General features: G+C 48.4%; 19 protein-coding genes. 9 read left to right on the top strand and 10 right to left on the bottom strand.

The window, feature by feature from the left end:
- Positions 1-1,191, bottom strand: a complete 1,191-nt coding sequence (locus ACO0LE_RS04600; protein WP_422959245.1) for an efflux RND transporter periplasmic adaptor subunit — start codon at positions 1,189-1,191, stop codon at positions 1-3.
- Between the two features lie 284 nt (positions 1,192-1,475).
- Here ACO0LE_RS04600 and ACO0LE_RS04595 point away from each other — a divergent pair, with 284 nt between their 5' ends.
- A complete protein-coding gene (locus ACO0LE_RS04595) occupies positions 1,476-2,024 on the top strand; it encodes a GNAT family N-acetyltransferase (protein ID WP_422959244.1) in 549 nt (182 codons plus the stop codon).
- Positions 2,025-2,059: 35 nt separating this feature from the next.
- Here the strand turns inward: ACO0LE_RS04595 and ACO0LE_RS04590 are convergent, their stop codons facing one another.
- Positions 2,060-2,269, bottom strand: a complete 210-nt coding sequence (locus ACO0LE_RS04590; RefSeq protein WP_422959243.1) for a hypothetical protein — start codon at positions 2,267-2,269, stop codon at positions 2,060-2,062.
- A 384-nt stretch (positions 2,270-2,653) separates the two neighbouring features.
- On the opposite strand from ACO0LE_RS04590, the gene ACO0LE_RS04585 reads away from it, so the two are divergent.
- Both ACO0LE_RS04585 and ACO0LE_RS04580 read left to right on the top strand, forming a co-directional pair.
- Positions 2,654-2,998 (top strand): PadR family transcriptional regulator, encoded by a 345-nt coding sequence (locus ACO0LE_RS04585; RefSeq protein ID WP_422959242.1) that lies wholly within the window; start codon positions 2,654-2,656, stop codon positions 2,996-2,998.
- Positions 2,991-3,533: a DUF2812 domain-containing protein gene (locus tag ACO0LE_RS04580; RefSeq protein WP_422959241.1), complete on the top strand. Its 543-nt coding sequence runs from the start codon at positions 2,991-2,993 to the stop codon at positions 3,531-3,533. Before ACO0LE_RS04585 ends, ACO0LE_RS04580 begins: the two co-directional genes overlap by 8 nt.
- 81 nt (positions 3,534-3,614) lie before the next feature.
- Here ACO0LE_RS04580 and ACO0LE_RS04575 read toward each other — a convergent pair whose 3' ends face one another.
- On the bottom strand, positions 3,615-4,109 hold the full coding sequence (locus ACO0LE_RS04575; RefSeq protein WP_422959240.1) for a low molecular weight protein-tyrosine-phosphatase: 495 nt from the start codon (positions 4,107-4,109) through the stop codon (positions 3,615-3,617).
- A 228-nt stretch (positions 4,110-4,337) separates the two neighbouring features.
- Here ACO0LE_RS04575 and ACO0LE_RS04570 point away from each other — a divergent pair, with 228 nt between their 5' ends.
- The gene (locus tag ACO0LE_RS04570; RefSeq protein WP_422959239.1) at positions 4,338-4,757 is read left to right on the top strand and encodes a hypothetical protein; all 420 of its coding nucleotides are present in this window, start codon (positions 4,338-4,340) and stop codon (positions 4,755-4,757) included.
- 126 nt (positions 4,758-4,883) lie between these two features.
- On the opposite strand, the gene ACO0LE_RS04565 is transcribed toward ACO0LE_RS04570, so the two are convergent.
- Positions 4,884-7,022, bottom strand: a complete 2,139-nt coding sequence (locus ACO0LE_RS04565; RefSeq protein WP_422959238.1) for a hypothetical protein — start codon at positions 7,020-7,022, stop codon at positions 4,884-4,886.
- Between the two features lie 514 nt (positions 7,023-7,536).
- Here ACO0LE_RS04565 and ACO0LE_RS04560 point away from each other — a divergent pair.
- Positions 7,537-8,418, top strand: a complete 882-nt coding sequence (locus ACO0LE_RS04560) for a DMT family transporter (protein WP_422959496.1) — start codon at positions 7,537-7,539, stop codon at positions 8,416-8,418.
- On the opposite strand, the gene ACO0LE_RS04555 is transcribed toward ACO0LE_RS04560, so the two are convergent.
- Positions 8,415-9,245 carry a lysostaphin resistance A-like protein gene (locus ACO0LE_RS04555; protein ID WP_422959237.1) on the bottom strand — a complete coding sequence of 277 codons (831 nt, stop codon included), beginning with the start codon at positions 9,243-9,245 and terminating at the stop codon, positions 8,415-8,417. The genes ACO0LE_RS04560 and ACO0LE_RS04555 overlap by 4 nt on opposite strands.
- Positions 9,246-9,685: 440 nt before the next feature.
- Here ACO0LE_RS04555 and ACO0LE_RS04550 point away from each other — a divergent pair, with 440 nt between their 5' ends.
- Positions 9,686-10,528 carry a PEP-CTERM sorting domain-containing protein gene (locus tag ACO0LE_RS04550; protein WP_422959236.1) on the top strand — a complete coding sequence of 281 codons (843 nt, stop codon included), beginning with the start codon at positions 9,686-9,688 and terminating at the stop codon, positions 10,526-10,528.
- Between the two features lie 124 nt (positions 10,529-10,652).
- On the opposite strand, the gene ACO0LE_RS04545 is transcribed toward ACO0LE_RS04550, so the two are convergent.
- Positions 10,653-11,294 (bottom strand): hypothetical protein, encoded by a 642-nt coding sequence (locus ACO0LE_RS04545; RefSeq protein WP_422959235.1) that lies wholly within the window; start codon positions 11,292-11,294, stop codon positions 10,653-10,655.
- Between the two features lie 423 nt (positions 11,295-11,717).
- Between ACO0LE_RS04545 and ACO0LE_RS04540 the strand changes: the two genes are divergently transcribed.
- Both ACO0LE_RS04540 and ACO0LE_RS04535 read left to right on the top strand, forming a co-directional pair.
- Positions 11,718-15,917: a hypothetical protein gene (locus ACO0LE_RS04540; protein WP_422959234.1), complete on the top strand. Its 4,200-nt coding sequence runs from the start codon at positions 11,718-11,720 to the stop codon at positions 15,915-15,917.
- Between the two features lie 304 nt (positions 15,918-16,221).
- Complete coding sequence (locus ACO0LE_RS04535) at positions 16,222-16,470, top strand: DUF3297 family protein (RefSeq protein WP_422959233.1); 249 nt, start codon at positions 16,222-16,224, stop codon at positions 16,468-16,470.
- 140 nt (positions 16,471-16,610) lie between these two features.
- Here the strand turns inward: ACO0LE_RS04535 and ACO0LE_RS04530 are convergent, their stop codons facing one another.
- Positions 16,611-17,393: a tRNA-uridine aminocarboxypropyltransferase gene (locus tag ACO0LE_RS04530; RefSeq protein ID WP_422959232.1), complete on the bottom strand. Its 783-nt coding sequence runs from the start codon at positions 17,391-17,393 to the stop codon at positions 16,611-16,613.
- Between the two features lie 307 nt (positions 17,394-17,700).
- On the opposite strand from ACO0LE_RS04530, the gene ACO0LE_RS04525 reads away from it, so the two are divergent.
- Positions 17,701-18,981, top strand: a complete 1,281-nt coding sequence (locus tag ACO0LE_RS04525) for a GNAT family N-acetyltransferase (protein WP_422959231.1) — start codon at positions 17,701-17,703, stop codon at positions 18,979-18,981.
- 107 nt (positions 18,982-19,088) lie between these two features.
- Here the strand turns inward: ACO0LE_RS04525 and ACO0LE_RS04520 are convergent, their stop codons facing one another.
- From ACO0LE_RS04520 to ACO0LE_RS04510, 3 genes are all read right to left on the bottom strand, one after another.
- Positions 19,089-20,207 (bottom strand): HAF repeat-containing protein, encoded by a 1,119-nt coding sequence (locus tag ACO0LE_RS04520; RefSeq protein ID WP_422959230.1) that lies wholly within the window; start codon positions 20,205-20,207, stop codon positions 19,089-19,091.
- Between the two features lie 495 nt (positions 20,208-20,702).
- Positions 20,703-21,530, bottom strand: coding sequence for a DNA adenine methylase (locus tag ACO0LE_RS04515; protein WP_422959229.1), 828 nt, complete (start codon positions 21,528-21,530; stop codon positions 20,703-20,705).
- A 50-nt stretch (positions 21,531-21,580) separates the two neighbouring features.
- A complete protein-coding gene (locus ACO0LE_RS04510) occupies positions 21,581-23,728 on the bottom strand; it encodes a DGQHR domain-containing protein (RefSeq protein WP_422959228.1) in 2,148 nt (715 codons plus the stop codon).
- Between the last annotated feature and the right edge of the window lie 222 nt (positions 23,729-23,950).

Here is a 23,950-nt window from a genome sequence, read left to right as displayed (position 1 = left end):
TTATTTCCCTTGCGCTGAAGTGGCGGCGGCGAGTGTGACTTTAGCGGCAGCCATTTCTATGGTCTGTCCATCCTTAAAGCTGGAGCTAGGGCTGCGCATGATGATGTCGCCAGCGCTCAGACCGCTACGGATTTCATAATTGCCGGTGCGCTGATCGCGTTTGCCGATTTGCAGATCGACACGGCTCAGGGTTTTGCCATTGACCTTCCATGCATAGGATTTGTCACCTGCCTTGACTAAGGCGGCTTCTGGCACCATCAGAGCGCTGACGGTTGCGGCTTCGATATTCCCTTCGGCATACAGGCCAGAGACGCGCGGCTGGTTGGTGTCAGCAAAACTGACCAGCACCTCGACCTGACGTGTCACGTCATTCGCCGCTGGATCAACGCGAGTGACCTTGCCGCGGAATTCTTGTCCTGCATAGCCATTGATGCGGAAGCTGACAGGCTGACCGACCTTGACCATCGCAATTTTGTCTGTCGAAACCCGGCCTGCAAAACGCATGCTGGTCGGATCAATCACTTTCACCAATTCTTTGCCGATAGAGGCGGTATCACCGGCAGATACCTTGCGTTCGCTGACGACGCCGTCAAACGGAGCGCGTACCACTGTGCGTTGCAATTGCTGACGTGCCACAACGGCGCGGGCTTTAGACGCGGATAGCTCGCTCTGTGCACTGTTACGGCGAACCTCGGCATCATCGAGCGCCTGCATTGAAGTCATGCCGGACGCACGTAAGGTCTTGAGCCTTTGCAGGGCGCGATCTGCCTGATCCAGTGCGGAGGCAGCATTGCGGGCATTGTCTTCGGCGGAGCTGAGATTGTCGCGGATCGATGTTTCATCGATCTTGACCAGAATATCGCCACGTTTTACTACGTCGCCATTTTCTTTCAGGACCTGTAATACGACCGCAGAAACTTCCGCGCGCAGATCAGCTTTGCGCTCTGGCTGGACTGATCCGGTAATGACCGGCCCCGACGCCAGCGCATTGCTTTGCACGGTCATGACGTCTTCTGGTGCGATGGTCAGTTTGGGGACAGGTGCCGCGGATTTTTTGTCTCCCGTTGCGCTGGCGCTGGCAGTTCCGCTTGCAGCGGCGCTGGCACTCGCTTTATCGGCATCTTTATTTTCTTTACTGCAGGCGGCCAGGGCAGACGCAATGGCGAGGACGAGTAGTGTTTTACGTAACATGATGAATCCCTGTGCAGGTGAATGAGGGGAAATTGGCTAGCTTAACCAGATGGCGCAGTATCGGCCTGTATCAGACTAGCTTCAACCGCATAAGTTTCGAATTGCAGTTTTTGTGGGATGAAATGCGGTTTTGACGACATGAAATGCAAAGCCAGGCTCTTGAAAAGATGCGTTCCGGCCTCAGACCCGCGATGCTTCCTGTGAAATCCTGGATCGGATCAGCTCTTGGTGAGATGCCCGCTCTTGTACTATCCTGTGTTTTTACAAAAAATAATCGAGTAGCTATGAGCCTAGATATTTCGTTTTCCCAGGGTGACATCCAGTTCCGTGATGCGGTGATCAGCGATGCCGAGCAGATTGCAGTGCTGGTCAACAGTGCTTATCGCGGTGATAGCAGTCGCCAGGGCTGGACGACCGAAGCGGATCTGTTACAGGGCGCTAGAATACATGCAGCGGAGGTCCGTGAGCTTATTCTGGCCGAGGCGTCTTTTATCTTGCTTTGTGTGCAGAGCGGGATCACGATCGGTTGTGTCCATTTACAAAAAACCGATGGTGCCGCTTATCTGGGAATGTTTGTCGTGCAGCCGACTTTGCAAGGCAATGGCATTGGCAAGCAGTTCATGCAGATTGCTGAGGCTAGTGCACAGCAACGCTGGGGTATAGACAAAATCTGGATGACCGTGATCAGCGTCCGGCAAGAGTTGATTGCCTACTATGAGCGCAGAGGCTACGCCCGTACCGGTCGTTTCAAGCCTTTTCCCTCTGATAACGGCAAAGAAATGATGCTGGTTGAAAATCTGCAATTCGAAGAAATGGAAAAAATCCTGACCTGAACAGCAGGCAAAACGAGCTAAAGCCGCAGACCAGATCAGTCGCGATAAAAATACAGCACGGCGCATAAAGCGGCGCCAACTGCATAGAGTAACCGAGTATCGCTACCGGTCAGGTAGGGATAAAACATCAGAGCGATACCTGTCCATTTGGCTTTGCTGCGCTCAGTCTTTTTCCCATACCGATAGGCAGCAAAACCAATAATGCCGAATAAGATCGCACCGGCGATATAAGCTGGTGTTGGCATGAGCGCTTCTAACAACGAGTGTAATTGTGCTTCTTCCATATACTGGCAACGCTTTCATCATTGACGATTAACAGGCGATGCTACTCTAAGCTGCGCGCCTGTGCTGTAAAGAAAAGAACAGAAGAGATTTCATTTTGTAATGCCTAAGTAATATAAGCCTCTCGAGCCAATATCGTGCCAGAAGCCGCATAAATACAGCGGTTTGAATTTTTAATTGATCAGCTACTTTTTCCTCAGCTGCTACGGCCGCTTACCCTATTCCATTCTCCCCAAGTCGTCACTTCAAAAATAACAACAAAAAGTTGACAGGCAAATTTGCAGTGCTATTATATCGATATTCGATATAGCAATTATCGATATAACGAACATCGATATAAAGGAAATATGTCTGATCTTAACTATTCCAGGTATCTCCCACTATCGGAGGCCACTTTTTACGTCATGGTCGCACTAAGCGAGCCTCTCCACGGTTACGCCATTATGCAAAAAGTGGAAGCGATCAGCGAAGGTAATGTCGTCATTGGACCGGGGACTTTATATGGTGCGTTTTCAACCCTGGAAAAACAGGGCCTCATCATCAAAGTTAAAGAAGAAGACCGCCGCAAATCCTACGCGCTCACTGACACAGGGCAACAAGTTCTGGCAGAACATATCCGTCGCATGGAAATCATGGTGAAAAACGGACAAGCAGTTTTAAGCTATCTTCAACGGGGAGTTTCAGATGCATAAGGCGATCGTCAAAAAATTCAAATTTCACTGGCTATGGCAGGACGACAAGCTAGAACAATGGTTGCAGGAAATGGCCAGTCAAGGGCTGCATTTACAAAGCGTGAATATCTTTTGTATCTACACCTTTGTGCTTGGTTCACCCGAGGAAGTTAGTTATAAACTGGATTTCGTTACTGGCATCAAAAGGGATGAAGCCTACTTCGATTTGTTTCGTGATGCAGGTTGGGAGCATGTGTTAGAAATCACTGGCTGGCAGTACTGGAGAAAGCCTATTACCAGTAGTCGCATCCCAGAGATATTTACGGATGCAGCGTCGAAGATTCAAAAATATAAGCGAGCTTTATACGTACTTGGCTTCGCCATATTGCCATTATTTGCATTAATGCTAAATCCCGGTATTCATGATGTGATACACAGGACGTCGTCGATAAGTCAAATCTTTTTTGCTGTGTTCACAGTAATTATTTTTCTCTTTTATGCGTATGCCGGAATGTCGTTAGCCCGACGGATTCGTGATCTTAAAAATAATGTATAGCGTTAAAAGGGGACACAGAACATATTGGCGGTCTGTGACTCTTAGGGGCAACGCAAGAGGGATTTTTGTCTTAAGCGGTCATTATTGAACATGGCCCCTGATCTTCAGCACCTCAATCAAACCATCAGACGCATCCTCGATGTAATCCAGTACCTGATCAAAACCGCGAGCGCCGCCGTAGTAGGGGTCAGGTACTTCGTCTGCATCACTACGAGTGGCATAGCTCATCATCAAACTAAGTTTGTGTTGATATGCTACCGGGCAGATTTTTTCTAGCACGGCGAGATTATGTTTATCCATTGCGATGATTAAATCGAATTTGTCGAAGTCATCTGCAACGACTTTACGCGCTCGTTGACTGGATAAATCGATTCCGCGCTTCATTGCGAATTCCTGAGATCGCAGATCCGGTTGTTCACCAATGTGATACGCATGCGTGCCGGCGGAATCTAGCTGTAATTGATGACCTAAACCTGCGGCATCGGAGCGAGCGCGAAATACACCCTCAGCCGTTGGCGAACGGCAGATGTTTCCCATGCAGACAAAAAGTATCGCCAGTTTTTTTTCAGAGTTCATGATCGTATAACTATGTTCGTTAGTGAGAATTTGGAATGTCGTTTTATATTGATATTGTAGGTTGATACTCGCAGTTTGGTATGTCACGTAGATGCAGCGAGGTATTCGGTATCAATGCGACGTAACAATTCGCAACACATTGTTTGTCAACACATCGTCATCGGGGCGCGTTCTTGGCATACGTAGATTAACTACGTAACACAAACTAAATATAGAACAGGATTAATCATGAACAAGCTGATCGCCGCCTCCCTCGTTGCTGCTACCTTCGCCATGGGTACAGCGTTCGCACAAACTCCAGCTACACCGGCTAAACCCGTTGTGCCAGCGGCTGCATCTGTAGCAGCGCAGGCCGCATCGGCAGCCAGTGCGGTAAAAACATCTGCAACGACGGCAGTTGCGGGCACAAAATCATCGATGCCAACGGCGATTGCTCCGATTGCTGACGCTAAGCCAGAGGCTAAAGCAGAAACTAAAGCGGAAGCTAAAACAGAAACAAAGCCCGCTACGACAGTGACACCTGTTACTGAAAAAAAAGCGAAACATGCAAAGCATGCCAAGGCAAAAAAAGTAGCTAAAGCAGAGCCAAAAGGTGAACCGAAAGTTGAAGCAAAAGCAGACGCAGTAAAAGCCGTACCAGCTAAATAATTTATCTTGCTGTAAGTAAAAAACGCCGCATATCAAACGATATGCGGCGTTTTTTTATTTACCTGTAAAGATACTTCTAAAGTAATTCAGCAGGCATTGTCCGCCATTACGAACCCTTACAAACTATTACCAGCCAGCGACTAAGGTGTATTTGCCGCTAGTTGCTCCAGTACCGCCAGCGTAGTAAATCACTTTCGCATACAGTACTTTGGTAGTGGTGCCAGTATTGCTGTTGGTGACGGTATCGACAGCACCAGTTCCTGCAGTACTTGATGTCAGCTTAGTTCCCGTACTGCTGTATAGCTCAAGATCATAGTCAGACGTCGCGTTTGGCGTCAGTTTTACGGTGAGAGTTTTCCCTGCAGGCAAGCTGACTTGATAGTAATCCACATCGGTACTTGCGCTCATGGTGCCATTGACGGTTGTGTTCGCTGTACTAATCACATTCGCCGTGGCAGTCGTGTTATTGCTTTCTGTTTCGTTGATGGTAGGACCCGTGGTGGTGGTTGATAAAATATTTTGTGCCTGGAATTTTGCCTTGAAGGTGTTCTCGTAAGTTGCATCAGTCGGGAACAGATTATGTGCAGCATTCACAATCGCTGTCGCCATCGCTGGCATCTTGATATTCGACCCAAGACCAAAATGTGCTTCCAGAATAATCTGGTCGATATTCGCACGTGGCTTGCCGGCAGCGATCAGTGACACCATCGCCTGGAATAAAGGTGTGGACCACAATTCATCTGACTGGAAAGTCACACCGTCTTCAGTGACCGAGACGTGGGCGTCATAGCTTTTTGCGCTGTTGTACTTGGCATCGGTACGATTGAGCATGCGGCCAGCCCAGCATGCGCCATGGCCATCCCAGCTAAACGCCCATTCAGGATGATAGATTTTGCCATTCGGAGTGCTGTACGAATACGAGGCTGCCCAGTAATCACCAAAGCCTTCGCCCATTCCGCCAGTATCGCCGCCACTCCAGCCTGAGTTGATATTGGCCTGAATGCCGTGACCGTATTCATGCAAAATAACGTCGGCATCTTCCGTGTCATTCACGCAGCCATGACCAAATGCCAGATAGTCGCTGGAACCACCGCTGTAGTGAGAATTATCGTCACCATTTACTCCGTCGGTATCAACATTCAGCGGACGATTGATGATCGATTTGGTACCGGTAAAACCGAGTGACTGGATATAACGTTGATTTTGATCGAGATGGAAATACACATTCGTGTCATCAAATGCGTTGTTACCTCGCTTAGCTGTCCATACGCCATTGCTGGTCGTGCTTGGTGCGGTATTTGGCGCTTCGATATTGGTGATGTTGACGTAAGGGCCGGATAATTTATACACACCGCCAGTCACGGTCAGATCACGCAAAGTCTTAGTCGAATAGGCGGCATCAAATGCCGATGCCGGTGACGTATCCGTCAGAGAATCTGTATTCAAAACCGTGCGCGGATCAGGGTCGAATACCAGACCGCTGCCGTTAATGCCAGAGGCGGCTGTTGCCAGTGTTGCAGTCGTTGCAGAAACAGCGGTCAGTGTTGCGCCACCTTTTGCGTTCATCGCTTGCATCGCTGATTGACGATCCAGCGTTGGTCCTGCCAGCTCTGCACGTGCCGCTATTGAGCGATCTCCGTTTTTACCGATACGCGGTAAAGATGTGGAGCGGGAATCCAGCAGTACACCGTTTTGCGCATGGATGTACTGGATAAAACCACCGGTGGGCATTTGCGCGGCGATTTCTACTTTATGGGCGAGCTGTACACCGTCTTTTGTCGGAACCCAGACCAGATTACTACTTGGTGTGGCGACCAGCGGATGCTGGACTTTCATATTCGTCCACGCTTTATCCATTGCCTGATCGGTTGTCAGTCTGGCCTGCACATACATCTGATTGACGGCATTGGCATCCATCTTATCGGTGATGTGTTTAGTCTCATTGAAAATTTTCAGCAGTTCGCCATTACGACCAATGGACACAATAATTTCGGCGCGATCAACCGGCAGGCCACGCAGCATTTGCTGATAGTAATAATGCTTGCCAACTAGAGAATCCTGCACCTTGGTCAGCACCAGATTGTCGAGTGTCGCTGGCAAACCATATTGCGTTGCGACCTGACGTAATACATCCTGTGCCGAGCTGGCTTTGGTACCTGAGAAGACGGTGAGATTATCAGTGACTGCGCTGCTGCCAGCAACTGCGATGCCAGAATAGGCGAGGAAAATGAGTGACGCTAAAGTAGAACGTGAATGATGCCGCATGCTATTACTCTCCCTGAGATTTTAATAACGGACGCCGGACGGCGCCTCATGTGGTAGTCCCGCCGGACCTTACGAGAACATCTTCAAGCCTGTATCTGAGTGCATCACTTCGTTGCAAAGGACTGCAATACTGAGCTATTGCAGGATCTTGCTTCTGGTGCTGCATGCCGGGACAGAGTTGCAGACGTGCCCTTATAAATCAAACAACGTGAAATAAGTATATAGCGAAGTTTTGTCCAAACATAGCAGGAAAAATCATTTGAAAATACGAGTACATCATGCAAATTGACGTTAACTTCACATAAATTGACGAAAAAGACGTGCTGAAAAAAAACAGCAGGTTTGATTCACGATATGGAGGACGATGCAGGATAATGCAGATGCCAAGAGCATTTCTGCACCGTCACATCCTGCACTGTACTCCCTGATTTTTTATCGTTCTGTGCAGTTCATTTCCTGATGTCGTTTGTTACACTGTGATGCCGATTCACCTGTTTATCACTTCTCTATCTACGTGTCCTATACCGCATTTTTTCTCGTCATTCTCGCTGGACTCATACATGCACTCTGGAATATCGCCGCCAAAAAAGCGGGCGGTGATGTGCGCTTTGCCGGATTCACCAGTCTCATCATGATGCTGGTGTGGGCACCTGTCGGCATCTATGCGGGCTGGAATGTCGTGCCCACCTGGGGTTGGCTTGAATGGGGCTTTGTGACTGCCAGTGGTATCCTTCATGTGCTGTATTTCATCACACTACTACGCGGTTATCGCAAAGCGGAGCTGACCGTGGTTTATCCGCTGGCACGCGGATTTGGTCCGCTGCTGTCGTCGACAGCAGCGATTCTGCTCCTGGGAGAAAAAGTATCCCTGACCGGTGGTCTTGGAATCATGGCCGTGGTTGGCGGCGTATTTCTGATTGCGGGGGGACCTAAACTGTTTCGCTCAGTCAGCGATCACGCCCAGCATGCCCGAGTGCAAAAAGGCATTGTCTACGGCCTGCTGACGGGTTTGTTCATTGCGGCTTATACCGTACTCGACGGATATGCCGTCAAGGTTATCCTGATATCGCCAATTCTGATCGATTATGTGGGCAATTTTATCCGCGTTGCTTTACTTACACCTGCTTTGCTACGCGATCGTCAGGCGCCCCAGGCATCATGGAATCGCGAATGGAAATACGCACTGATCGTCGGTGTGATCAGTCCGGTGTCGTACATGCTAGTGCTGTATGCGATGCAGAATGCGCCACTCAGTCACGTGGCACCGGCGCGTGAGGTATCGATGCTATTCGCCGCTCTGATCGGCGGACATTTGCTCGGTGAAGGAGATCGTGTGCAACGTATTATCGGTGCCTTGTGTATCGCCGCCGGTGTCATTGCCCTCGGAAATTTTTAATAAGAAATCGCCGGATACACAAAGCCCACAAAATGAATAGCGTTGACCAGAAAATGCAAAATGATTGCCATCGCTATGGCACCTGAGCGTTCATATATCCGGCCATATCCGACACCTGCCAACGTCGCGACCACGATCAGTCGCCAGCCCCCCCACGCATGCGCCAGACCAAAGAGCAACGCGGCGATGCCGATGCAGAACCAGCGATGTTTTGGCAGCAGTGAGAGCAATCCCTGTTGCACGCCGCCGCGAAAAAACGCCTCCTCCGCCAGGCAGGTGAAGAACAAATTCACGCCTAAAAAAGCCCACGCGCTCGCTGACCACTTCCACTGCGGCAGCGTCAGGCCAATTCCCACAGCAATGATAAATACCCCGGTCAAGCTTGTTAATATCAGGCGCCACAGGCCGGGATTGCGCCAGATCGCACCGCGCCGGCTCGCATCGTCTCGACAAAATACTGCTAGCATGACTAAGCCCGCGATTGCTTTATCCAGATGCAAATAAAATGGCTTGGATTCAGTGCCTGTGAATACACTCAATTCGGGTAAAGCGATATCAGTAAAACCTGGCAGTTTATGCATTGCCAGCAATAATCCGATCAAACCAGTTAGCATCATCAGGAGCTGACGTCTTGCTCCAGTGGTTTGCAGTGCGGCACATCCAACGGCGCTCATCACCATGATGAACAACAAACCGAACAGCGTGATATATGATGCAACAACCGCCCACGCTATTGTCAGCACAAACATGCCCATCCATACGCGTGGGCCAGGTAAGCAAAACCACGCCATCGCAGTAGAGCAGAATAAATAAAAAATTACCGGCATAGATTAACAACAGGCATTAATTGATTTCAAAAAACAAGCAGCAACAAAAAAGAACGGCAGAAAGGGGCAACAATTTGAGGTAGTGCACATTGTCATAAAGCCCTAAAAATCACAAGAAGCAGGACATGGATTTAACCTTGGTTTTCTATTGGAGTATTGACAAGCGAACCTCCGTCCGGATGAAACCGTTCACATCAAACCGCGTACCTCAGCCGAGCTGAAAAAAATAAAAATAAATCAGCTTGCTGTGAGAGAACTGAGTTCTACCGGCAACTTGTAACGTCGAACATTCTTACAAGGTACTATGTTGTTAGCAAATAGGAATTAAAATATCTTAGCAAAATCAAGCACTTAGTAAAACTGGTATAAATTATGCAATGCGTGTTGAGCGCCCGCCGTTTTGACAGGCGTAGATCCTTTTAATTCCCAATGGAGATACTATGTCCAACGCAATATCAAAATTATTTGCCGGCCTGGCGCTGGCGATCACCTGTCTTTCGGCCAACGCCTACGTCGTCGGTGGTGCTGCCAGCTCCCTTATTCCCAGTAGCGGTAACTGGGCCTGGAACGGGTCCTACATGACTGGCTTTCGTGGTGCATTAGAGAACGCTGCCAACTTTGGTCCTGCCGGTATCGTCAATCGTACGATTACCACAACCGACCTCACTGCAATCAATAGCAGCACGCTGGCGGGCGTCGATATGTTTGTCGGAACCTGGATTGCCGATAGCGAAGGCTCCAGTTTTTCTGCAGCGATCATGAATTATTTCCTCGGCGGCGGCGATCTGTTCCTGTTGCAGGATGATTCCAATCATGACATTTTGGGGACCACTTTAGGGATGAGCACGACTGGCAGTACCGGCTCCGTCTCTAATGGCGGCGCACCGTTGTTTAACGGCCCATTCGGTAATGCGACCAATGTCCAGCAGTTTTATGCAGTCGGTCAATTAGACGAGTCCGCCATATTGGCGCACAATGGTCATGTAGGCGGTCGCAACGTTGAGAACCAGGTGACATCAGCGTTCTGGCATGCAGGTGAATATGCACCGGGCTCCGGATCCCTGTTTATCATTGCCGACATTGACATGATTGCGACGACCAATTTATGCGGTCAGCCACTCTGCGGCGCCAGCTACGCTCCGCTCAATAACAACGGTATCTATGCATTGAATACATTTAGTTTTTTACAGCAAAACGGCGGCAATCCTATTCCGGAACCGGCCAGTATTTTATTAGTAGGAAGCGCGTTGGCAATCCTTGCAGCACGTCGTCGTAAAGGGTAACTAAAGGGTAATAAATCATACAATCCAGATCCGTTCTCGACAAAGCCCGGAAAAAAAACTAAAGCTCCCTCGGGAGCTTTAGTTTTTTTACGTTGGTGATTGTCGGGTTATCTCAGGTTTTGTATCATCCAGATCGCTTGGTCATATAAATCACGCGCGGGCATGGCGCTTTATCGTTTTTCTGAGGGCACCAAAATGACACCGTGATCGACCAGCGGCGGCAAGAAATTTCTATCAGATCCGGCGCGTCGCCCATTCCCATATTGCAGGTTGATTCCAGCGCAGCATCCAGCAAGTTCCCCTGAAAATAGCCATAGCGACTTATTTTTTGTATGGTCTCGTAGGCGAGTCCGGGCTCTACCGTACCGGGTCGCATCATCAGCGCTCTCTCTTGCAGTGGCACCGTGGTTTCCAGTTCGGCACGGCTACAACTCCACTGCCCCTGATCGCGCACGCATTGGGCAACGTAGTACAAGGACTGTCCTTTAAGCTGGGCATGCGGTAGACATTTCACATCGGCAAAATTCGCATTCGCTGCGCGTGGCTCAAATGATCGTGCGTCAATGTCTGCCACACCGACCTGATATTTTTTGACACAGACCACCTGCTCCAGCAAGAGTCGCTCATTCAGGGGGAGCTTGACCGGAAATGTCTGATCTGTCTGACCATTCGCTTGTGCCAGCCCGACCGGCAAAGCATAGACCAGCGAAGTCAGCATGATCCAGATGAAGCGTATCGTAAGTGCGGTCGCAGTTCTTGATTGCATGGACGAATCATCAGTAGCGTGTGTTTTCATCGTAGAAAAACTTATTCCTGGATTATGATGTTTGCTGGCTAGGTAGCGAATAAACATCGGACAGAGACCGGATTTTTCCTTGCACCGTTCAGATGACTAACGTCGCTCAGATTGCTTAGATTGTATAACGGTATTGTCATGGGTAAAAAACAACAACCGCAATCTCCATGCGGGTTTGCAGCCAAATTGACTCAGTAGCCCGCATCAGCGTTGCGGTTTGGTAAAACAGTTTTACAAATTAACAGTCGATTACCTGCTGTAGTTTGCGTTATCCTTTGCATTAAATGCAATATTGACGCTTATATTTTAGGCAGACAACGATATGTCTGGTCGTGTTGTGTAAATTTGAAACGAAATTTGTTGTAAATACAGGGAGCGTTTGGACTGACTGGTATGGATAAGCACATCGTTTACACAAAGACCGCAAAAGGACTAACAGAAGCCATTGGTAAAACCAAGCTGCTGTCCCGCGGCCTACGTATGTTGCTGAGGGAGATTGATGGTAACGCGTCGGTAGGCGCGATTCAGGTCAATCTCGATCATTTGTCTGACAAAAAACTAGAGAAGGCGCTGGCGCAACTTCTCAAAGACAATTACATCCGCATTTTCGACACGCCGCGCCGTCCGCTGACGGATGTGCCCGCGAAAATTGCCAGCAAGGTGCCAACACCAGACGACATTGATTTTTCGACGATAGGCACCTTCCAAGAGTCGCTACTCCAGCTCACGATGAGCGCATTTTACAATGCCGTGGAGGCGCAGAACGCTGCCGATGCGATCGACAGCAAGGGTAACCCCAGTGCCGCTGCGGATATCCCGGCGGCCGCACCTGTTGCGAAAGAAGCACCACCCGCCAAATTGGATCCTGCTGTGCTAAGTCGCTTGCCAAAAGCGATCGCCGATATTGATCCGAATATTCAAGAGCTTGCTGAGTTCGTCGGACGCATGGAGATCGAGGCACGCGCCAAGCAAGACGCCAAAGAAAAAGCCCGCAAAAAAGCTGAAGAGGCGCGTCTTGCCAAGCTACAAGCACTACAAGAAGAACAGGCGCAAGCAGCCCGTGCAGCACAAGAACTTGAGGTAAAAAAAGCCAAAATCCGTGCCGATCTGGAAGCGCAGGCACAAGCAAAATTACAGGCCGAAACTTTAGCGAAAAAAAAGGCCGCTGAGGAAAAAGAAGCAAAAGAGTCCGCGCAAAAACTAGCGCAACAACAAATTCAAAAAGAAGCAGAATACAAAGCTAAAAAAGACGCTCAGGCTCAGGCGCTGCAACAAGCAGAAAAAGCCGCCCAGAAAAAAAAGCAGCGTGAGGCCGAAGAGCTGGCACTGAAACAGATACAACAGACGCAAGAACAAATCAAAGCACTCGAGCAAATCCATAAAGACGCTCGTTCCAAGGCAGAAGAGCATTCGCCAAAAGAGGCAGAACAACTGGCCCGGCACGTCGCCGAAGAACTACAGCGCAAGGTCGCACAGGCACGTGCCCGTATGGAAGCAGAAAAGAAAATTCTGCGCGAAGAAGAAACAAGAAAAGCCCGCGAACATGCCGATAAAGAAGCCCGGCAGCTCGCCGGAGAACATGCTCAGCGAGCGACTGAGCAGGCAGCTGCAGAATCAGCACGTCTCGCCCTGGAAAAAGAGCAGCAAACTCAACGCGAGCTCGTAGCCCGACAAGAAGCCGAGCTTGCAGCTAAAGTCGCAACTGAGGTCGCATCCAAGGTCGCAGCCGAGACCGCACGTCAGGCCGAGGAGCAACAGCAGCGCGAGTCAGAGGCCTTGCGTATTGCCGGGATCGCCAAAGCAGAACAGATCGCCCGCGAGCAAGAGCAGACTCGCTTAGCCGCAGAAGCCGCCGAGCGAGCCAAGCTTGCAGAAGAACAGCAGGCACGTATCGCCGCCGAAGCGAAAGCGAAAAAAGAAGCGCTGCAACGTACCAAGGCCGCAGAAGAGCGACAGTTCAGAGAGCAACAAGCCCGTATCAAAGCAGAAGCTAAAGCCAGGCAAGAGGCCCAGGCGCTAGCAAAGGCAGAACAAGAACGACTGGCGCTCGAAGAGATGCAGCGTCAGGAGGAAGAAGCCAAAGCCCGACAAGAAGAATTGAAACAAGCGAAGGCCGAAGAGGAGCGTTTAGCACGTGCAGAAAAACTCCGTCAGGAAGCAGACGCTAAAGCAAAACAAAAAGCATTAGAACAAGCCAAAGCAGAGGAGGAACGCCAGGCCAGAAAAGAGCAAGCCCGTATTGAAGCCGAAATGGCGGCAAAAATAGCTGCAGAAGCCAAAGCAGAAGAAGAACGTCAGGTACGCGAAGCACAGATCCGGCTGGAGAACGAGGCCAGAGAACAGCGAGAAAAAGAAGCCGCTGAACAGGCAAGAATCGCACAGGAGCAAGCTCGCATTGACGCTGAGGCAGAAGCTAAAGCAAGAGCACAACAAGAAGCGCTCGACAGAGAAAAAGCAGAGCAAGAGCGGCTTCAGCAACAATGGCAAGCACAGCAAGAACAACAAAAAGAACAGGAACGCCTCGCAGCAGCAGCCAACGCCGAGCAAGAAGCTTTAGAGCGTGCCATGGCAGAAGAAGCTCGTCTCGCGCGCGAGGAGCAGATCCGTCTTGAGGCCGAGGAAAAAGAAAGATACGCACAAGAACAGCAGGAATTACAACGCCAGGCAGCCGATCAAGCCAGACGCGTGCAAGAAGAACAGGTGCGGCAGGAAGCAGAAGCCAGAGCGCGACAAGAGGCTCTAGAGTCTGAGCAGGCCAAAGCTGAGGAAGAGCGCCGGGCAAAAGAACTGAAAGCCCGCATAGATGCTGAGGCCAAAGCAGAAGCAGAACGTCTGGCACGTGAACAGCAAGCTCGTCTTGACGCTGACGCCAGAGAACAACAAGAGCGCGAAGCAGCAGAGCATGCACGACTCGTTAAGCTGGAACAAGAGCAGGCGCGGATCGCGGCAGAAGAGCACCAGAGGCAAGAAGCATTGTTACGTCAATCGGCGGAAGAACGCGCCATCAATGAGGCCAGCGAGCGCCAGTGTTTAGAACAAGCCGAGCAGGAAAGACATCGCGAACAGGCACATCAATTGACCTTGGCCAAAGAAGCCGAGGCCGAGCGTGCCCGTAAAGAAAAAGACCAGGATGTGCTCAGCGGTATTGCTGCACTGGCAAAACAAGAAGAGCTGGAGCGCGAGCTGCAAGAGCAAGACCGCATTGCGCGGGAAGCCGAAGAAGCGCGCCTGAAAGTCGAGGCAGAAGAGGCCGCGATCCGCAAAGCCAGTGAGCTGGAAGAAATGCACGCGCAGGTCGAAGCGCGCAGGCTCGCCAAGCAAATGCGGGCAGAGGCTCGCGCGGAGAAAAAAGCCGAAGCTGCCAGAAAATGGTCAGTCAGATTTGCCCGTGCCAGAGATACGATTGTCAACAGCATCGTTGACACACTGATTAAGAAACTCAGCGTCATTGTAGTGGCCAGCTTCGTCGTCGTGATGGTCATGATGCATTTCACCTCGTTCGATCGTCAGGCGCTCATATTTCAACGGGCGATCACCAGTGCGACCGGACAACCCGTAACGATGAATGGCGTCTATTTCTCGCTCTTGCCGCGTCCGCATTGGCGTGCCGAAGGTGTCACCATCGGAGATAAACAGCAAATTCAGGTACAAGAAATATCTGTCGCGATCGACCTCACTACACTTTTCGACGACAAGATCGCATTGGGGCGCATCGATATCAGTGATCCGCAAGTGACCGAACAGGCGGCAGGCTGGCTCCTATTTCAGTCGCGTACGCAGGCGCACGAGCAATTCGGTCCCGTCTATGTAGAAAATCTTAAACTGGTGTCATCAAATTTTTCGATGGCGCCATTAGACGGACATGCCGAATTTGATCACAACGGACACTGGACCAAGATGGTTCTCGATTCGAGTGAACACCAATTTCATGCAGCCTTGATCCCCGCCGGCACTGGTGTCAAGTTCGACATCAACGCAGATGCGTTTGCCGTACCGTTTGGCGCAGGTGTCACAATGAAGCAGTTTCACAGCATCGGTATGATGTACGAAGACCGTCTCGATATTAAAGAGTTTGGTGGAGGCCTGTACGACGGCGTCATCAGCGGTAGCGGTACGGTGAAATGGGACACGCGCTGGAGTTTTACCGGTAGTTTCAACGCCATCGAAGTCAACCTCCCGGGCATCGCTCCGCGCCTGTTTGGTAGCGGCAAATTACGCGCTAAAGGCCGTTACAACATGCAGGCCAAAACCAGCAATAAACTTTTTGCCGGATCACGTATCGATGGCAGCTTCAATCTCGGTAGCGGCGAAGTTATCGGCGTCGACATCATGAACGCATTTAAAAACGCGCAGATGGGTGGCCGTTCCAACTTCAACGATATGAGCGGTAACTTCACCTATTCAGCCAACCGCATTCAGGTACGAGACATCCGCATGAGCGCCGGACTCGTTACTGCTACTGGCTACACTTGGGTTGATGCCAACGCTGGACTCAGCGGCCGCTTCGCTATTGATTTGCAAACACCTTCGAGCCGCGAGCATGCCGATATTTCCTTATCCGGCAAAGTCAGCGAGCCTAAGTTTGGCGAGTGAGCAGCTTAGGATGGGAACTTCTAAAAAGCGTTAGTCACTATTCCATGGAATGGCCTACTCGTGCCTATGCGATTTCTCGATGTGGAGTTTTTTGTAAGTTTTCAGACACGATCCCGCACTATCCATGCGGGTTTGCAGCATAAAAGCCGCCAGAAACCGCATATTCATTGGACTTTCTAGTTGTGCGTACCTCAAAATACGTCATCAATGCGTAATCTGGGTAAGCGAATTCATCGACAAGCAAGACAGTAGACCAAAAACAGGCAATTGTACTGATCGGCTTTCTAGTGGATAATTCTGATCCATGAACGATACTACGAAACCTCCAAGCCTGCCCGATCGCCTCTCTATAGATCCTCGCAGCCCTTATCACATTGCCGCCGTGTTTGAACACGAAGTCGGTATCAAATTCAACGACAAAGAACGTCTCGACGTCGAAGAGTATTGCATCAGCGAAGGCTGGATCAAAGTCGCCGCTGGCAAAGCCCTGGATCGTAAAGGCAAGCCGCTAATGATTAAAGTCAAAGGCAAGGTCGAAGCGTTTTATCGCTAGTCTTTTGCGCCACCAGTAGCGTGTAGACTCGCCATATTACGATTTTCATCAAGACAAAATACAGTACAAAATAGAATAAAAAAACGGGTCAGTATCGATTATCGATGCTGACCCGTTTGCTTTAGTTTGCTTTCATTTGCTTAGGGTTTTGTCAGGCCGGCGCTTGGAGACGTAAGTAAGCGCAAGTCGCGCAGGCGCTGGTGTAAGGCATCGTCCCAGTCAAGCTTTTTCTGTAACTTAGCGCGCATATAGTGTTCGGTGAAGACATCCAGATAAGCCTCTAAGGTTTGCGCGGCCAGAGTGTCACCAGCTAGTTGCAAGCACAACGCCGTAACTTCGGAGGTGCACAGATTTTCTTCGCGCTTGGAGCGGCGCAGGCGGTAGCGTGACAATTGCTCCGGCATCAGGCTCAGCACGGGCAGGTGAGCGAGGTAAGGGCTTTTCTTAAAAATTTTGCGCGCCTCGGGCCAGGTCGCATCTAGCAAAATAAACAGAGGACGCTTGCTGCCAGCGTGGTCTTCTTCCTGTACCGTCAGCAATTCCGTGACCACCCGCTCCGGCGCGACGAATTCCCCGGGGAACACCACATACGGCTGCCACTGCGGATCGGCCAGCACCGCCAGCAGCGCGGGATCTACCTCAGTCCGCGCCCAGCCAAATGCCATCGTATCCGGCACCACGTCCGCAATCAGCCAGCCCGTGTTGCTGGGTTTTAGCGTCTCATGCTCGGCCATCAGCAGACACACTCCAGCTCGCATAGGCACCACCGGACGCAAGGCGCACAGACAATGGCTCAGGATCAGACGACAGCCCCCGCAACGCTCGCCATGTGGTCCGCCACGCGCAAGAAAAGGCCGCGTACTCTTTTCCAGACGGGCAGAGCGAAGACGTGATACAGCGTGGGGTAAGTGGCTTTTGTTCATAAAAATACGTACATCAAGGCAGGGATCTGGTGCAGTTCAATGCCTGCGATGTTGGATACGATAACAGATGGGATGCCGGGCACCCTCCAGAAAAAATAATTGTGACATCCAAAGTCCAGCATTCTAGAGCAATCAAGTCGGCATGCCTATGAATGATCATTGCAGGTAAATGTGAGTGTGTATAGAGGCGCTGGTTTTCAGCGGCGGACACTTGCACTTTTTCAACAACATGACTTTGCTGTACTGACAAGTTACACTCGGAAGAATGATGTTGTTCCCCCATTCCGGTTTTAAAAAAATTAATTTTATGAAGATACCCGCCACATTGCTTTCGATCAAAACCTCTCTCGCTGAGCGCAAAAAAGAGCGTAAGCGTTTACGAGGTCCGGCAGAGTTGTACTATGCAATCGCAGATTCCATCGATATGCTAGATGCCGGTGCATGGCAAGACCTGACGGCACAATCGGGGTTTTTTATGTCGATCAACTATCTGGCCGCACTAGAACAAGTTTTGCCGGTCAATCTTTCGGCACGCTATGCCCTGATCTTTCATGGTCGCGGTGAAGATAGAGAGCTGGTCGCCGCGGTGTACATGCAGATTGCCGACATTAGTCTGGCGCAGGTCAGACCAGAAAAAGAAACCGCCACCGACAGAAAATGGGTTAACTCCATTGATCAACTGGCGCAGCGCGCAAGGCAACGTGTGCTGGTTTGCGGCAATCTGCTCACTTACGGACAGCACGGCATCGCCTTCGCTCACGATGTTGATACCAAACTCGCCTGGCATGGCGTGGTAGAGGTTTTGTATCGGGTCCGACAAGCCGAAAAACTGGCCGGTAAAACACATTTTGTCATGATCAAGGATTTACACGAGCCTTATATTGAACAGGCGGCACACTTGGACAATCTCAGTTATCGCTATGTCGAGACCGAGCCCAATATGGTCCTGACACTGGATGCCGGCTGGAAAAATTATGATGATTACCTAGCAAGCCTGGCGTCAAAATATCGTGCCAATATCAAAAATGGCGTGTTGAAACCGATGGAAGAAGCTGGCTGCACCGTAGAGCTTTTGAAGGATTTATCGACGGTGCAAGAACAGATTTTTGCCCTCTATAAGGCGGTACAAATAAATGCCGATTTCAGACCGTTTGAGCTCTTGCCGGAATACTTTTCTGCACTACAAAAAGTAGCCGGCGAACGCTTTCGCTGTAGTGTGATCAAGCGCGATCATGTCATGCTTGGTTTTTTGATTTCTGTTGCGGACGGTGATACAGCGATTGCTTATCATATTGGGTTTGACCGCCTTGCCGCAGGCGATTTGCCGATCTATTTACGTCTGCTGCATGCTGGTATTACTGATGCTATCGCGATGGGATGCAAGCAGATTTCTTACGGACGCACGGCGCTTGAGCCAAAGGCCTCGCTTGGTGCCAAGCCGCAGACATTCGGCATTTTTGTACGTCATCGCCAACCAGTATTGAATAAACTGATGAAACGTCTATTGCTTGGTATCGAGCATGAAGACGCACCGGAACGCAATCCCTTCAAAAAAGCCAAGCCACTTGCTAATACGATCGTTGAATGATTTAGGGCTGAACAGACTATGTCTGAGGTAGTTTCTGTGTCCAGCAGCGCAGGGGCTGCTGGGATATCAAAACAGGGGCATTTATGAGGAATTTCCTTGTATACTTTTCAGTGCGCATAATTCCCGAAAAACAATCCTCGGAAGCGCTTACGAAAAATCACGACGGTCCCCGCCAGTAACAACATCACCAAATTAAAACCGAGAATTTTAGTCCCGCCAAGGTCAACAAAAGGCACGGCGTTGGACTGCATGGTGGCAGCATTCAGACCGCGGTCATAGGTCGCACCAATCACGTGGCCTGCGTTGTTGATGGCATTCGTCAGGTACAGCCCCTTACCGCTTGGGTGGAGCAGCATTTTATTATCCCGCCAGACGAAGGAAAGACGACGGTCGCCAAAACGCTCGTTAGTCAGTTGTACCGTCCCCACGACATGGCCCGCATTGTTGATGCCGGTAGCGAAGCTGTCGCCGCGGCCAATGATCGCGCCCAGATCGGTCATACGTGTACCGTCGTAGACAAAGGCATGCCAGGTACGGTCTTTCATCTCCGATGCACCGACGACGATCCCCAGGTCATTGATCGCGGTCGCCGTACTGAAGCGGCCACCCAACGTACCAAGATCAATCATGCCGCGCTCAGCATCATAAAAGAAAGCATGACGCGAGCCGTCTGGCGTCGTCGCAGTACCAACCACTTGTCCCATATTATTGATGCCACTGGCGTAGCTGATTTTGCCACCGAAGGTGCCCAGGTCTTTAAGCGGTTGCCCGGGTTGATACAAGAACGCATGCCAGTCGCCATTCGCCGTATCAGCAAAGCCCACCGCAGCACCGGCGTTATTCAGCGCCATGCCATGACTATTGATACCACCCAGCGTGCCCAGCTCTTGCATACCATTTGCGCGGTTGTAGAGGAACGCTGTCCAGCTACCGTCCTTCTTGTTCGACGAACCGACAAGCTCGCCCTTGTCATTGATGCGCTTCGCTTCGCTCTCTGTGCCGCCCAGCGAATCCAGCACGATCAGCTTGCCCTTATCAAAAAAAGCCGCATGCGGCACACCTTTTTCATCCTCGATCACCACCGCAACCTGACCAGCCGCGTTCATATCATTCGCGATCGACCCACCCTGCTTAGGTGCAGCAATCCCAAGCGACTGAGTAATTGCACCGGCCTCACCACCCGCCAGAGCCAGCAGAAAAAAACAGCTACCAAGAACATAACGCATACCAGAATCCTTTCAGATGGGATTGTGCAAACGAAAAAGTCGTATGTAAATGTACATCAATAATGCTTGCTGTAGATGCCAGATTGTTATGGCTTGTGGTGAAAATGAGAACTACGCTCCTTGGAAAATGCTTACTCGTATTACTGACAAGGTATGGTGATTTTTGTGCCGAATGGTAATGTATCAGACGCGATGCGCCTACCGAAGTGTTTGGATAGGACTTTTGCTTATGTGATTGGTTGTGGGATTGAGGTTTTGAAGTAACTGAAATTGAAGGGGCAATCCTTGCGTGGCTCATGTGTAATGTTGGTCCGCAGGCCACACAGGAATTACAAGTTGGTTTAACATTTGGCAACGTTTAACCTAAAAAGAACCGAAGCGGCTCTTTTATCTCTCAAATTTAATACTTAATGTTTTAAGTTGTATTTTTTATATCTATATATTTGTTGATGCTAAAATGATTACGAGATTAATTCTAAAAATGGCAGAATTAACCTATAAATTTTGGACAATAATTTCTTCATAGCTACCACGACCAACATTTGATCCAGAAATGACACTAGCTCGTTCAACAATGTTAATTTGAAAAAAATCCTCATACAATTGAATAACGGATTCATGACAAGCGTTTGTCAGTAGAATTTTAACGTTTCGACTTGCCGCACGAATTAGGGCATCTCTTAGCCTAATTTGATCGTCCCAAGCAAAAAGATTTTCATTGTATTTGACGAATCCATTATAGTTATGTTTGACAGTATAAGGTGGGTCTACAAATAGAAAATCACCTGTTATAGCTCGGTCAACGATACTTTCAAAGTCCTCATTAATTAGCTCAGCGTTTTGTAGCAAATTCGCGATCTCAAAGAAACTCTCCTCAGCATTAATAACTTTATTTTTTGTACCAATTGGAACATTGAACTCACCTTTCAGGTTCACTCGATATAAGCCATTCCAACAGGTTCTATTTAGATAAATTAGTTTTGCTGCTCGTGTAAATTCTGATTCGTAATTTTTCCCCCTCACTTCGTAATAATAATCTTTGCAGTGGTTACGTTGGTGAATGACTAAATGATCGAATACTTTTTGCCAATCATTTTTGATTGCGGAGTATGTTTCAATTAGTTCAGAGTTAAGATCCGACAATATTGCTATTTCCGGCTTCAAATGGAAATATATTGACCCACTTCCAAGGAACGGTTCCAAATATTTATTAAATGTATCGGGGAAAAATTCTGGAAACTTGGATGCTAGCCATCGCTTCCCTCCAGCCCATTTCAGGAACGGCTTTATTTCCTTCATTTTACTTATTGTTTGATCGGCCATTAGATTCTTATATTTTAATTTTTAGATTTCCGTTTAACTCTTCAAATAAATCATGCGGCCATATTTATTGTTTTAAGTCGAGAATAGAATTCTTCTTTAATAAAATCCAAGAACTCTAAATCCTCATCGGCATAGCCACGAGTAGAGCTTGGATGAGCAGCAATTCTTCTTAATTCATTGAAGCGGTCCATCCAATCTAAATAATATGTTTTTCCCTTTTGTTCAGAAGCCATCTTGATATTGAAAATAGAGCTAAATATGTCCCAATTTGACTTTACAATTTCTTTAAAATCTAGAATGTTAAGGTAATTTTCTTTTGGCCCTCGTTTTTCCAAACTGTCTTGTTGTTGACGGTCATATGCATCTGTCTTAATTTTCGGTTTTTGAATACCAAGGTCCCAATATGCTTTTTCCCCTGATTTAGTATCTTTTGTACCAAATCTTTCTTTGAGTTTTGAAATTACAACGTCTGAAATTTTCTGACTAATCTCAACAGTGTCTTGGTTCGCATCACGAACTCTTTCTTCAGACTTCTCTTCTAATCTGATTAAGAACTCAGCAGAACCGAAATTGGAAAACTTTAAATGAATTAATTCACACAAATTATCTGCGTATTCTTTAACACCACCTTCTCCAAATTTACGACCGAACTTCTCTTGGATCTCAGTTTGTTTTCCATGGGTAATAAAGTTTTCAACTGGTTGTAAAAATTCTGAAATTTTCTCGAAAAGTGACGCAACATCCAAAGTTTGAGATTCAATGTCGTCCATAGTCTCAATATGTTTGATTAGGTCTGCCAACATTAACATATGGCCACGTACGCCCGGGTTTGTCGCAATAAATCCACTTTTTGCTTGCTCCCATCTTTCCGTATTTGCTTCTTGAATTCTAGAGAAATACAAATTTAAAAATTTTCTTGCTCGATCAATAGTTTTATCGTCTGTGCTAGCGGCTAATGGCCCAGGAATCCATGTTTTTTGAACGTTTTTACCTAACAATCCAGAACGACTGATTCCGTTGACAAACTCAGGAATTGTGAGGCTTTGATTTTCTTTTCCCACAACCCCTTGGATTGTGAATCTTTGAAAAAAGGGACTCGTCGGATCTGCAGAAATAGTTTTTGCTAATCTGGAGGCAAGTGCTGCGCCTCTTTCCTTTGCATCTGTAGAGCCCCATTTAAGGTCCGATTGAAGTGACACGATTACGCTTTTCTGAACACTTTTCTGTTTTTGATTAATCGTGACGAATAGATCAGCTTCTGTTTTCGTATCCATTCGTTCAAAGGCTATAACCACTAAACTTTGATCAAGAAAACGATCTTCTAAATGGGAGTATCCATAAAGTCTATGTTGACCATCTATGATCCATGCAGATTTATATTTACTTGGCAGATGTAGCCATCCAAATTTAATATCGGAATTGGCATTTTCCTTGTTTGACAGATAGTCAAACTTACACTTATCTACGAAATTTATTAATAAATTGGTCGGGAAATATCCTCCCTTTTTAATGAACTCACCGATTTCTTTTATGCGTGACTGACTAATCATTCTCTGGTAGGTCGGGCGACCAGCGGGATGATTGAGCGCCTGATGATTAACAAAAGAAATCTTTAAGAGGTCTCGAGGGGTTGTTACAAAGCTATAAAATGCGTGATTGCCAAGAGTACCTCTTGTTGCAGGTACTTTTATGCCTTTAAGCTCCGGAATTTCCTGTCCTTCTAGAAACTCGGCGAGAAATTGAAAGCGCCCTGCAGGACCTAAATGTTTGGCAAATGCATCGAAGTATTGCAGTTCATTTTCAGTAACGATACGGATGTGTTTTTCGTTCGCCGTTTGGACATCCGCTTCTGACCATATGATATTTTGAGTAACAATCATCCAAATAATTTTTGGACGAAAATTTGCTTCGAATGATTTCTTGATTGAATTTGCTATTGCCTTTTGATGATTGGCAAATTCATTCAATTCTTTACTTAAGGATTTTCTTCCTCTTGATTCCTTTGAACGACAAATTGCAACTACTACTGTTTCATCGTCCTTGGCTAGAACAGAAATTTCCTTTTCAATCTGATTGTGGCTAAGATCTTCAATCCCAATTTTGAAATTTTCACTGCTCAATGTTTCATAGCCAAGTCGGAAAAATAGACACCATACTTGATCTTCTAGAAGACATTGAAGTGTTTTGGCGTTCTTCAAACGCGTTCTACGCAAGCCATCCTTATGGATTAACCAACCGGTTTCCTGATATTTTTGTATTGCTTGATTTTCTACACTCTCAAAAATAAACGGTATGGACTTCCCCTAATTCAGTAGACATTTAATAATGTCAAAAACTGAGAAGGAAGTACATCATGAGAAAGAGTCGATTCACTGAAGAATTCAAAGCAGAAGCGATTAAACAAGTCACTGAACGTGGCC

The sequence above is a fragment of the Undibacterium sp. Xuan67W genome, from assembly GCF_049340165.1.
GTDB lineage: Bacteria > Pseudomonadota > Gammaproteobacteria > Burkholderiales > Burkholderiaceae_D > Undibacterium.
Note: the sequence above shows the minus strand (reverse complement) of the source record. Positions and strands in the feature narration are given on the sequence as shown.

Coding starts and splice junctions, on each gene's coding strand:
- ACO0LE_RS04600 (WP_422959245.1), bottom strand. CDS start 1,191: ATGTTACGTAAAACACTACTCGTCCTCGCCATTGCGTCTGCCCTGGCC.
- ACO0LE_RS04595 (WP_422959244.1), top strand. CDS start 1,476: ATGAGCCTAGATATTTCGTTTTCCCAGGGTGACATCCAGTTCCGTGAT.
- ACO0LE_RS04590 (WP_422959243.1), bottom strand. CDS start 2,269: ATGCCAACACCAGCTTATATCGCCGGTGCGATCTTATTCGGCATTATT.
- ACO0LE_RS04585 (WP_422959242.1), top strand. CDS start 2,654: ATGTCTGATCTTAACTATTCCAGGTATCTCCCACTATCGGAGGCCACT.
- ACO0LE_RS04580 (WP_422959241.1), top strand. CDS start 2,991: ATGCATAAGGCGATCGTCAAAAAATTCAAATTTCACTGGCTATGGCAG.
- ACO0LE_RS04575 (WP_422959240.1), bottom strand. CDS start 4,109: ATGAACTCTGAAAAAAAACTGGCGATACTTTTTGTCTGCATGGGAAAC.
- ACO0LE_RS04570 (WP_422959239.1), top strand. CDS start 4,338: ATGAACAAGCTGATCGCCGCCTCCCTCGTTGCTGCTACCTTCGCCATG.
- ACO0LE_RS04565 (WP_422959238.1), bottom strand. CDS start 7,022: ATGCGGCATCATTCACGTTCTACTTTAGCGTCACTCATTTTCCTCGCC.
- ACO0LE_RS04555 (WP_422959237.1), bottom strand. CDS start 9,245: ATGCCGGTAATTTTTTATTTATTCTGCTCTACTGCGATGGCGTGGTTT.
- ACO0LE_RS04550 (WP_422959236.1), top strand. CDS start 9,686: ATGTCCAACGCAATATCAAAATTATTTGCCGGCCTGGCGCTGGCGATC.
- ACO0LE_RS04545 (WP_422959235.1), bottom strand. CDS start 11,294: ATGCAATCAAGAACTGCGACCGCACTTACGATACGCTTCATCTGGATC.
- ACO0LE_RS04540 (WP_422959234.1), top strand. CDS start 11,718: ATGGATAAGCACATCGTTTACACAAAGACCGCAAAAGGACTAACAGAA.
- ACO0LE_RS04535 (WP_422959233.1), top strand. CDS start 16,222: ATGAACGATACTACGAAACCTCCAAGCCTGCCCGATCGCCTCTCTATA.
- ACO0LE_RS04530 (WP_422959232.1), bottom strand. CDS start 17,393: ATGAACAAAAGCCACTTACCCCACGCTGTATCACGTCTTCGCTCTGCC.
- ACO0LE_RS04525 (WP_422959231.1), top strand. CDS start 17,701: ATGAAGATACCCGCCACATTGCTTTCGATCAAAACCTCTCTCGCTGAG.
- ACO0LE_RS04520 (WP_422959230.1), bottom strand. CDS start 20,207: ATGCGTTATGTTCTTGGTAGCTGTTTTTTTCTGCTGGCTCTGGCGGGT.
- ACO0LE_RS04515 (WP_422959229.1), bottom strand. CDS start 21,530: ATGGCCGATCAAACAATAAGTAAAATGAAGGAAATAAAGCCGTTCCTG.